The sequence below is a fragment of the Streptomyces sp. NPDC002926 genome (genome assembly GCF_053591755.1).
On sequence record NZ_JBSFUK010000019.1, the window covers coordinates 104,592 to 114,781 of the forward strand.

General features: G+C 69.1%; 9 protein-coding genes. 5 read left to right on the top strand and 4 right to left on the bottom strand.

Translation table 11 applies throughout. The features are described from left to right. Window positions 1-8 precede the first annotated feature (8 nt). Both ACWDZ6_RS24670 and ACWDZ6_RS24675 read left to right on the top strand, forming a co-directional pair. On the top strand, window positions 9-1,010 hold the full coding sequence (locus ACWDZ6_RS24670) for a proline racemase family protein (RefSeq protein ID WP_451504545.1): 1,002 nt from the start codon (window positions 9-11) through the stop codon (window positions 1,008-1,010). 208 nt (window positions 1,011-1,218) lie between these two features. Then, the gene (locus ACWDZ6_RS24675; RefSeq protein ID WP_451504546.1) at window positions 1,219-1,941 is read left to right on the top strand and encodes a GntR family transcriptional regulator; all 723 of its coding nucleotides are present in this window, start codon (window positions 1,219-1,221) and stop codon (window positions 1,939-1,941) included. Between the two features lie 156 nt (window positions 1,942-2,097). Here the strand turns inward: ACWDZ6_RS24675 and tnpA are convergent, their stop codons facing one another. Beyond that, window positions 2,098-2,529, bottom strand: a complete 432-nt coding sequence (gene tnpA / locus ACWDZ6_RS24680) for an IS200/IS605 family transposase (RefSeq protein WP_451504547.1) — start codon at window positions 2,527-2,529, stop codon at window positions 2,098-2,100. 26 nt (window positions 2,530-2,555) lie between these two features. Between tnpA and ACWDZ6_RS24685 the strand changes: the two genes are divergently transcribed. Continuing rightward, window positions 2,556-3,836 carry an RNA-guided endonuclease InsQ/TnpB family protein gene (locus ACWDZ6_RS24685; protein WP_451504548.1) on the top strand — a complete coding sequence of 427 codons (1,281 nt, stop codon included), beginning with the start codon at window positions 2,556-2,558 and terminating at the stop codon, window positions 3,834-3,836. A 35-nt stretch (window positions 3,837-3,871) separates the two neighbouring features. On the opposite strand, the gene ACWDZ6_RS24690 is transcribed toward ACWDZ6_RS24685, so the two are convergent. Then, window positions 3,872-4,246: an LppU/SCO3897 family protein gene (locus tag ACWDZ6_RS24690; RefSeq protein ID WP_451504549.1), complete on the bottom strand. Its 375-nt coding sequence runs from the start codon at window positions 4,244-4,246 to the stop codon at window positions 3,872-3,874. 274 nt (window positions 4,247-4,520) lie between these two features. Between ACWDZ6_RS24690 and ACWDZ6_RS24695 the strand changes: the two genes are divergently transcribed. After that, window positions 4,521-5,396, top strand: a complete 876-nt coding sequence (locus tag ACWDZ6_RS24695) for an oxygenase MpaB family protein (RefSeq protein ID WP_451504555.1) — start codon at window positions 4,521-4,523, stop codon at window positions 5,394-5,396. Between the two features lie 68 nt (window positions 5,397-5,464). On the opposite strand, the gene ACWDZ6_RS24700 is transcribed toward ACWDZ6_RS24695, so the two are convergent. Both ACWDZ6_RS24700 and ACWDZ6_RS24705 read right to left on the bottom strand, forming a co-directional pair. Continuing rightward, window positions 5,465-6,658 carry a DUF1266 domain-containing protein gene (locus ACWDZ6_RS24700; RefSeq protein WP_451504550.1) on the bottom strand — a complete coding sequence of 398 codons (1,194 nt, stop codon included), beginning with the start codon at window positions 6,656-6,658 and terminating at the stop codon, window positions 5,465-5,467. Next, the gene (locus ACWDZ6_RS24705) at window positions 6,649-7,809 is read right to left on the bottom strand and encodes a DUF1266 domain-containing protein (protein WP_451504551.1); all 1,161 of its coding nucleotides are present in this window, start codon (window positions 7,807-7,809) and stop codon (window positions 6,649-6,651) included. The genes ACWDZ6_RS24700 and ACWDZ6_RS24705 overlap by 10 nt, the downstream gene beginning before the upstream one ends. Window positions 7,810-8,071: 262 nt before the next feature. Here ACWDZ6_RS24705 and ACWDZ6_RS24710 point away from each other — a divergent pair, with 262 nt between their 5' ends. After that, complete coding sequence (locus tag ACWDZ6_RS24710) at window positions 8,072-9,961, top strand: ABC transporter ATP-binding protein (RefSeq protein ID WP_451504552.1); 1,890 nt, start codon at window positions 8,072-8,074, stop codon at window positions 9,959-9,961. Window positions 9,962-10,190: the final 229 nt, after the last annotated feature.

The following is a 10,190-nucleotide window of genomic DNA, read 5'->3' on the forward strand; positions in this document are numbered from 1 at the left end:
GCCCACGCATGCGTACCCGCAATGTCTTCCACGCCGTCGACTCGCACACAGAGGGCATGCCCACCCGCGTCATCACCGGCGGCGTCGGCGTCATCCCGGGCGCCACCATGGCCGAGCGGCGGCTCCACTTCATCGAGCACCTGGACCACATCCGCACGCTTCTGATGTACGAACCCCGCGGCCATGCCTCGATGAGCGGCGCGATCCTCCAGCCGCCCACGCGTCCCGACGCCGACTACGGGGTCCTCTATATCGAGGTCTCCGGGCTGCTGCCGATGTGCGGACACGGCACCATCGGCGTCGCCACCGTTCTGGTGGAGACCGGCATGGTGCCCATGACCGAGCCGGTCACCAGGGTCCGCCTCGACACCCCGGCCGGTCTGGTCTCCGTGGACGTCCACATCGAGGACGGCGCGGCACAGTCCGTCACCCTCACCAATGTGCCCGCCTTCTGCGTCGGCCTGGACCGCACGGTGGATGCGCCGGAGTACGGGAAAGTGACCTACGACCTCGCCTTCGGCGGCAACTTCTACGCCTTCGTCGAACTCGACGCGCTGGGCCTGCCCTTCGACCGGGCACGCAAGGACGATCTGCTGGCCGCCGGGCTGGCGATCATGGAGGCCATCAACACCACCGACCGGCCGGTCCACCCGGAGCAGCCGGAAATCGGCGGGGTCAAGCACGTGTATCTCGCGGCACCCGGCTCGGACGCGCATCGATCCCGGCATGCCATGGCCATTCACCCGGGCTGGTTCGACCGTTCCCCCTGCGGGACCGGCACCTCCGCGCGGATGGCGCAACTGCACGCCCGCGGGCTGCTGCCGCTGCACCGCGACTTCGTCAACGAGTCCTTCATCGGCACCGAGTTCACCGGCCGGCTGATCGAGGAGACCACCGTGGGCGGGCTGCCCGCCGTGGTGCCCACAATCACCGGCCGAGCCTGGATCACCGGCACCGCCCAGTACTTCCTCGACCCGGACGACCCCTTCCCCGGAGGCTTCCTGCTGTGACCGCCGTCGCCCCGCATGTTCAATGCCCCGTACGCCGGAGGCGACTTCCGCCTGCCGCCCGGGGTGCGAGGTCGCCGGCCGCGTGCCGCGTGAACAGGACCGCGCGCCCCGGGAGTTCAGCCTGCCACGGCCGCGCTCACACCCACGCACCTGCGAAAGCAACGTGACATTGTACCCTGGTGATCCGCGGCAGCACGGAAGGAACACCATGGGGCACCTGAAGCAGCGCAACCTCATCACGGCCCGGGAGCGGCTGCGCGACCAGGTGGCCCACGCCCTGCGGGCCGCGCTCATTTCCGGCGAACTCCGCCCGGGCGAGGTCTACTCGGCACCGGGGCTCGCGGAGGACTTCGGCGTCTCCGCCACCCCGGTGCGTGAGGCGATGCTCGACCTGGCCCGCGAAGGCCTCGTGGAGCCTGTACGGAACAAGGGGTTCAGGGTCACCGAGGTCAACGAGCGCGACCTCGACCAGTACACCGAGATCCGCACCCTGATCGAGGTGCCGATGGTCGGCCGGATCACCCGCAGCGCCTCCCGCGAGGACCTCGAAGCGCTGCGGCCGGTGGCCGAAGAGATCGTCCGCGCCGCCCGTGAGCACGACCTCATCGGCTACCTGGAGGCCGACCGCCAGTTCCATCTCACCCTGCTCGGCCTCGCGGGCAACGAGCGTCTCGTCGAGACGGTCGGCGATCTGCGCAAGCGCTCCCGCCTCTACGGACTGACGGCCCTGGACGAGCGCGACCAGCTGCTGCCGTCCGCCGAGGAGCACCTGGAGCTCCTCGACCTGATGCTGGCCGGTGACGCCAAGGCCGCCGAGGCCTGCATGACCCGGCATCTGGGCCATGTGCGGTCCCTGTGGGCGGAGGGCCTCAAGGACACCGAGCCCGCCGCAGCGCGCCGTCCCCGGCGGAAGTCCGCCGCCGCGGGCTGACACGGCATACCCGAGTGGGCCCTGCCAGGAACGGCCCGACTCCTACGTGTTGATCTACCTTTGGTCTTGGCCAGTGCTCCGCCGTTTACGGCGGGGGGTAGGCCATCTCGGGCTTGCTCTGACCCGAAACATGTGCCCGGGTTCGCAGTGTTGTCCTCAGCCAGCAAGGCGCTGTTGGTTCTCGATGTACTGCTTGACGACCGTCAGTGGTGCCCCACCGCAGGAGCCAGCGAAGTAGGAGCCGGACCAGAAGTGACCGCCCCACAGGTACCGGCGTACATGCGCGTCGTACTCCTGGCGGAGCCTTCGCGAGCTGACGCCCTTGAGGCTGTTGACCAGCTTGGAGAGCTGCACTTTGGGCGGGTATTGCACCAGCAGGTGCACATGGTCCTGCTCGCCGTTGAACTGCTTCAGCTCGGCCTCGAAGTCCTGGCAGACCTCGCGCATGATCTCTTCGGTGCGAGTCAGCATGGCGTCAGTGAATGCCTTACGTCGGTACTTGGTGACGAAAACCAAGTGGGCGTGCAGGTGGTAGACGACGTGACGGCCAGTGCGTACATCAGGATTCTGATTCCAGCGCGGTGACATAAACCAACGGTAGTAGTGTGGCCGTCGTGAGCGAGCACGACCTGGAGAAGCGGCAGTTCGGGCATCGCGCCCGACTGGCACTGTCCCCTGCATGTGAGCGCAAGACCGACGGCCAGGCGCACGCCGCCCGCACGATGTGGAATCTCCTCCATGCGTGGTGGCAGATGATGCCGAAGGAAAAGCGGACGCTCGCGAGCGCGGATGCCGCGATCCGCCAGGCCCGTAAGGACATCGACTTCCTCGCAGTGCTCCCGGCCCAGGCCGCGCAAGCCGTGTTGAAAACGTACTTCCAGGCGTGGAAGAACTGCTGGGACGGCCGGGCGGATGCCCCGAACTTCAAGGGCCGCCTCCGGTCGGTGATGTCCGTGGACATCCCGCAGGGACGGGACCTGAACATCGTCCGTGTGCACCGCCGCTGGGGTATGGCCAACATCCCCAAGGTGGGCCGCGTCCGGTTCCGCTGGACCAAAGACCTCCCCGTGGGCAAGCACTCCAACAAAGAGAACCGCATCACCGGAGCGCGGCTGGTCAAAGATGCGCTCGGCTGGCACATCGCATTCCGTGTCCAGATCCTCGTAGCCGGGCCCGGGCCTCACCGGGGGCCGGAAGTCGGCATGGACGTGGGCGTCACCGTGCCCCTCGCCCTGTCGGACGGCATCACCAGGAACCACGGCGAGTGGCTGACCAAGCAGGAGCAGTCCAAGCTACTGGGACTGGAGCAGCGTGCCGCCCGGCGCAAGGAGCACCGCAAGCCCGGTGAGCGAACCAGCCGCCGTCTGCACCACACCTATGACCAGATCGCAGGACTGCGCGCGAAAGCCAAGCGTCGGGCTGTGGACTGGCAGCACCAGACGACCACCGCCATCGCCAAGCAGTACGGCACGATCGTGGTCGAAGCGCTCGTCATCACGAACATGGTCAAGTCCGCCAAGGGCACCGTCGGGTTGCCGGGGAAGAACGTTGCCCAGAAGTCGGGGCTGAACCGCTCCATCACCGGCGAAGCGTGGGGCCGTATGGTCACGATGCTGACGTACAAGACCGCCCGGTACGGCGGCACCCTGCACAAGGTCCCGGCCCCCAACACATCCCGGCGCTGTTCCGCGTGCGGCTTCATCACGCCCGGCAGCCGGGAGGACCAGGCCACGTTCGTCTGCAAGAATCCGGACTGCGGATGGTCAGGCAACGCCGACCACAACGCAGCCCGGAACATCTTGCATCTTTACCGGATGGGCCTCGCGCTCATCCCGGCTGCCGGGAGGGCAGTCGTCAGGCGCGCGAAACGCGTCAAGCCCGCTGCCGCAAGGTAAGTCAGGAATCTCCCGGCCTCAGCCAGGAGAGCACTTCAATTGGTCTCTTTGAAGCACACCACGAACGACTCGGCGCCGACCTGGGTGAGGGAACCCGTCGCGCCGGTGACGTCCGAGCACACGAGACCGGTGACCGCGTCCTTGAAGGTCTTGAGCACCGTGTAGTCGGCGTGGGCAGCCGTGCAGCCGAGCTTCTTGACCTCCGGGGTCTCTGTGGTCCCGGTGTTCTGGAAGCAGTCGCCCGCCTTCAGGGTCTCCACGTCGTCCTTCGAGTCGTGCGGACCGAAAACGGAGAAGGCCACCAGCCCCGCGAGGACGACAACCAGCCCCAGCAGAATCAGACGGTTGCGCTTGCGGCCCGCGTCCGTCACTGACGCGATCGGGTCCTGCAGGGGCGGAATCGCGGACACGGGTGGTGCTACCTCCGACGGTGTGATGGACCTACAGGCGCACGCGACCCTATCAACCCACCTGCCACCGCGGGTTTTTGGACCCTGCGTGTGAGCTTCTCCGTCCGCCTGCGTGTCAGAGCGTGCCCATGTGCTTCTCAGCGCGGTGCCCCAGCAGCTCACTGAACTCCGCGAAGGCTCCCGCCGAGCGGTGGCCACCCCCGAAGATCTCCGAGGCGCACTCTTCGGCACCCGGCCATCGGCTCGCCTCCAGGCGGATACTTGTTGGGTGAACGTGTCAGTGCCCGGGGTCTTCGACCTGCGGGAGCGACTGGGCAGCAGCCTCTTCACCCGCGTCGCAGGCCCCGCGGGCCGGGACAACCGTGCGCGTATTCATGACACACCGGGACCTCGCTGGTTCGGTCCGGACAGGCCGATCCGTACCGTCCACGGCGACGCCTCCATGTTCACCGGCGGACTGAGGGCGTTGTTGCTGCAGTCTCTGCACCCGCTGGCCATGGCCGCGGTGGCCGCTCACTCCGGCTATCAGGGTGACCCGTGGGGGCGGCTGCAGCGCACCAGCACATTCCTCGCCGTGACGACCTACGGCACCGCCGGCGACGCCCAGCAAGCGGTCGACCGCGTCCGGGCGGTGCACGACCGCGTGAAAGGGACCACCGCCGACGGGGAGACCTACCACGCAGCCGACCCGCATCTGCTCGCCTGGGTGCACATCGCCGAGGTCGACAGCTTCCTGCGGGCCCACCAGCGCTACGGCGCACATCCCCTGGACGCTACCGGGTGCGACGAATACATCGCCGACACCGCACGAGTCGCAGCCGCGCTCGGCGTGAGAGACCCTCCACGCGACCGGACCGAGCTGGCCGACCGGCTCGCCTCCTACCGCCCGGAGCTGCGCGCAACCCAGGAGGCCCGCGAGGCGGCACGCTTCCTGCTCCTCCACCCGCCCCTGCCCTGGATCGCCCGAGCCCCGTACGCCGTTCTCACCGCAAACGCCGTGTCCACACTTGCGCCGTGGGCCCGCGAGCTGCTGGGCCTGCCCTGTCTGCCGGTGATCGAGGAAACCTGCGTACGGCCGGCCGGTCACGCGCTGACCAGGACGATCCGGTGGGCCATGAGGCCTCCCCGGCCCACCGCGCACACGACCTGACCGGCGGACACTGCCCCCGGCTCGCAGTCGCTGCGGCCCCTGGTGATTCGGTTCGCCCCGACCTGGGCTCAGCGCCAGGGAATGTTCCGCCACGGGCTGCCCTCGTTCTCCGTCAGGAGACGGTGGGCGACAACATTCTGCTGGTAGTACGAGCCGTACTCCTCGTCGTCGAAGCGCAGCACCCTTCCCAGCGCGTACGCCGCGGAGAAGTCTTCCCACGAGTGGTAGGCCGATTTACTCAGCGCTCCCGCGTACACGATCGCCTGCTCGGCCTCGTGCGGATTGCAGAACCGGGCCGACAGCCCCCAGCGGGCCAGGTTCACGGCACGCCCGTAGTCATAGGCGACCGTGGTGGTGACCCTGCCGTCCGGTGCCAGCAGCCCGTCGGCGCGGAACCTGGCCTCGTACCGGATGATGCGTCGCACCAGTTCCTCGATGTTCTGGACCGCGCCCTGGCCCGCTCCGATGTCCTGGGCGTGCCCGGCGGCGGTCTCGCGCCACAGCTCGGCCGACGGCGGTTCGCCGAGACCGGCCCGCAGGTCTTCGCGCACCCGGAGGGCGAAGTCGGGTTCCGGCGGGCTGTTGCGTGCGTCCAGGAGGAAGTTCAACTGCCGTTGCCAGCCGGTGCGTTCATTGATGCCCCAGGATTCGCGCAGCGATTCGAGCTCCTGGGAGTACTCGTTGCAGACCGTGCCGACCTCGTTCCACGGCACACCGTTCCCGATCGCCAGATGCACGCCGCAGGCCAGACCGTAGGCGAGCGGCCCGTACAGCGCGCCGTGCCGCAGCGCGATCAGCCGGTCTCCGTCCGGCTGGTCGTTCTCCGCGTAGTACCGGAGCCACATCGCGCGGTGTTGCGGCGTGGCGGGGAGGAGGATCTGCGCCGGAGTACCGGTGTTGACCGCCAGCAGCTGCCGCGGATCCCGCCACTCGAACTCGGCGATCCACTTGAGGGAGACACCGTGGAACACCCACTCGGGGTGCCACGGCGGCAGCATCCCGCGGGTGAGCACCGGCTTGCAGCTCCGCCCCGCCTCGTCCCGGTGCGAACGCCAGAGAACCATGTCGGGTTCCGCGTCGACCTCGGCCTTCGGTGCGCCTATATAGAGCTCCGCGCCGGCCAGCACCCGTAGCTGCGCCTCTACGTCGCCTCGCATCCCCGCCTCGTACAGCCGGTGCTCGGTCTCGGACGGCGACACCCACGGGGCGCCGTACGCGGGGTTGTTGGGGTAGTGCGGCAGGCTGGGCTGGTTCATGACCATGGGATGTTCCGATAGGGGCTCGTGGGGTCCTGGGTGAGGATGCGGTGCTGGGCAAGCGACTCCTGGTACTTGGCCCCGGAGTCGTCGTCCTCGTCGAAGTGGATCAGCCGGGTCAGCGCGTAACCGAGAGAGAATTCCGTCCAGGATCCGTACGCCTGCCGCGCCAGTTCACCGATCCGCAGCACGGCCTGCTCAGCCTCGGGCGGATCGCAGTAGCGGGCGCCCAGCGCCAGCCGTACGACATTGACCGCACGCCCGTAGTCGAAGGCTGCCAGGGTGTCGATCCGCTCGCCGGCCGCGAGTACGCCGTCGGCGCGGAACCGGTCTTCGTACCGGACGATGCGCCGCAGCCACTCACCGGCCTCCTCCATCTCCGAGCCGGACGCGCGGCGTCGGGTCAGCCTTCCGATGACGCTGTCGGACCATTCCTTGTGCGAGGGCGCCCGCTTCAGCTGCCTGACGAGACCGTGCCGGGTCCGGAGTACGAACTCAGGGGAGCGGCCGATCAGCCGGGTGGCCATCAGCGAGTCGAGCGTCCGCTGGTAGCCGACGCGATTGCCGACGCACCACGGATTGCGAAGCCGTGCGATGTCCGTCCCGTAGTCCTCGTAGGCGGCGCCGAGTTGATTCCAGACAAGGCCGTTGTGCACGGCGAGGTGGGCGCCGAGGGCCAAGCCGTGCGCGACCGGTCCGTGCAGCTGACCGCCGCTGTGCGTGAGCAGCCGGCCCCCCTGCGGGCCGGCCGACTTGGCGTCGGCCTTCAGCCACGCCTTGCGGTGCGTCGGCCTGGCCGGCACCGCCGCCGCACACGGCGTGCCCAGGTTGACCCCGAGCCACCACTTGTTGTCCGGCCAGATTCTCGCGAGTTCGGCGAGCGTGGTCTGCCGGAACACCCAGTCCGGATGCCAGGGCGGCAGCATGCCGGGCGTCAGGACGGGGACGCATGTCCGGCCCGTCGCAAGATCGCGCTGCGACGGGAGCGGGACGGTGAGGCCGGGAGTATCGGCGTCGAGCCGGGCGACCAGCAGATAGAGCCGGCTGCGGGAGAGCGTGTCGAGCACCGCCTCCCCGTCGTCGCGCGTTTTCGCCTCGTGCAGCAGCCGTTCGGCCTCTGTCGGCGCCGCCCAGCCGGTACTTGCCCCCGTTGTCACGGTCCGATCCTACGAAACCGGGTCGGGGCCGCTGTGCGGCAGGTATCGCGGATACCGCGGGTGAGCAACTGCCCATCAGTCCATTGCGGAGCTCACAAAGGGCATCCGGGGCCGCAACCTGCGGTGACCGCGGGTTACCGGGTGAGGACCGCGCGGAATCAATTGACCTCAACGTTGGTTGAGGTCATAGCGTACCGGGTGCGCCCCTGGCCACGACGGCCGACGGGAACCGCGTCGGCCCACCAGATTCCGGAGGCACCCCTTGGACATGGAAGTCACCGCGTGGACATCGCTGCACAGCGCGATGAACGCCCAGCAGGACCGAAGGCCGTTCTCCCGGGCCACCCTGCGCCGCATCGTGGCCTTCGCCCGGCCGCACCGCCGGCAGCTGTACCGCTTCCTGCTGCTCAGCGTGGTCACGGCCCTGCTCGCCGTGGCCACACCCGTGCTGGCAGGCCGCGTCGTCGACGCGATCGTCAAGGGCCAGGAGACCGGCACGGTCATCCGGCTCGCACTGCTGATCGCCGTCATCGCCGTCGCCGAGGCGGTGCTCGGTCTGCTCACCCGCTGGCTGTCGGCCACCCTCGGCGAGGGGCTGATCCTCGATCTCCGCACGGCAGTCTTCGACCACGTCCAGCGGATGCCGGTCGCCTTCTTCACCCGCACCCGCACCGGCGCGCTCGTCAGCCGGCTCAACAACGACGTCATCGGGGCCCAGCGGGCCTTCAGCAACACTTTGTCCGGCGTCGTCTCCAACCTCGTCACCCTGCTGCTGACGCTCGCCGTCATGCTCAGCATCTCCTGGCAGATCACGCTGCTCGCACTCGTCCTGCTGCCGGTGTTCGTCGTACCCGCGCGCCGGATGGGCTCCCGCATGGCCAAGATGCAGCGCGAGGCGGCCAACCACAACGCCGCCATGGGCACCCAGATGACCGAGCGCTTCTCCGCCCCCGGCGCGACCCTCGTCAAACTCTTCGGGCGGCCCGCCGACGAGTCCGCCGAATTCGCCGCCCGCGCCCGCCGGGTGCGCGACATCGGTATCCGAACCGCCATGGCCCAGTCGGTCTTCATCACCGCCCTCACCCTGGTGTCCGCCCTGGCCCTCGCCCTGGTCTATGGACTCGGCGGCTATTACGCACTGCGCGGCAGCCTGGACCCGGGAGCCGTCGTCGCCCTCGCCCTGCTCCTCACCCGCCTCTACGCCCCGCTGACCGCACTGGCCGGCGCGCGTGTCGAGGTGATGAGCGCCCTGGTCAGTTTCGAGCGGGTCTTTGAGATCCTCGACCTGAAACCGCTGATCGCTGAGAAGCCCGACGCCCGCCGGGTGCCGGACGGGCCGGTGTCCGTGGAGTTCGACGGGGTCCGCTTCGGCTACCCCTCCGCCGACAAGGTCTCCCTCGCCTCCCTCGAGGAGGTCGCCACCCTCGACTCCCGCGCCGGCACGGAGGTTCTGAACGACATCTCCTTCCGCGCCGAACCCGGCCAGATGGTCGCGCTGGTCGGCTCCTCCGGAGCAGGCAAGTCCACGATCGCGCAGCTCGTCCCGCGGTTGTACGACACCGACACCGGTTCCGTACGGCTGAACGGCATCGACGTACGCGACCTGACCTCGGACTCGATCCGCGAGACGATCGGCATGGTCACCCAGGACGGACACCTCTTCCACGAATCCGTCCGCGCCAACCTGCTCCTCGCCCGGCCCGACGCCACCGAGAGCGACATCTGGGACGCCCTGCACCGGTCCCGCCTGAGCGGGCTGGTGACCTCACTGCCCGACGGGCTCGAGACCGTCGTCGGCGAGCGCGGCTACCGGCTCTCGGGCGGCGAGCGGCAACGGCTCACCATCGCCCGGCTGTTGCTGGCCCGCCAGCGAGTCGTCATCCTCGACGAGGCGACGGCCCACCTCGACTCCACCTCCGAGGCGGCCGTCCAGGAGGCTCTGGGCGAGGCTCTGGAGGGCCGTACCGCCGTGGTGATCGCCCACCGGCTCTCGACCATTCGGGCCGCTGACCTGATCCTGGTCGTCGAGGACGGCCGCATCGTCGAACGCGGAACCCACACCGAACTCCTGGCCGCCGGAGGCCGATACGAGGAGCTGCACCGCACCCAGTTCCGACGCCCGGGAGCGGAAGAAGCACACCCCGTCCACTGACCCACCGCACCGGCACGCGGTCTGCCGCCCGGCCGGCAGGCTGTCCCCGTATCCGCCACATCGGCAACCGACCGCGCCACCGACGACGGTGCGGACGGTGCCGGTTGCGGCGGATCCGCAGTGCCCGGACTCTCGCGAGGCGGCTGCGGGCGTGGGGCGCGGGGCGGGGGCCCCCCCCCGCGGGCGCACGGGGGGTGGGTGGGTGGGGCTATTTGTTTGGGTCCCGGGG

Excerpts from the sequence above, each read along its gene's own strand:
- ACWDZ6_RS24700 (WP_451504550.1), bottom strand. The coding sequence starts at position 6,658 with ATGGTCATGAACCAGCCCAGCCTGCCGCACTACCCCAACAACCCCGCG.
- ACWDZ6_RS24670 (WP_451504545.1), top strand. The coding sequence starts at position 9 with ATGCGTACCCGCAATGTCTTCCACGCCGTCGACTCGCACACAGAGGGC.
- tnpA (WP_451504547.1), bottom strand. The coding sequence starts at position 2,529 with ATGTCACCGCGCTGGAATCAGAATCCTGATGTACGCACTGGCCGTCAC.
- ACWDZ6_RS24675 (WP_451504546.1), top strand. The coding sequence starts at position 1,219 with ATGGGGCACCTGAAGCAGCGCAACCTCATCACGGCCCGGGAGCGGCTG.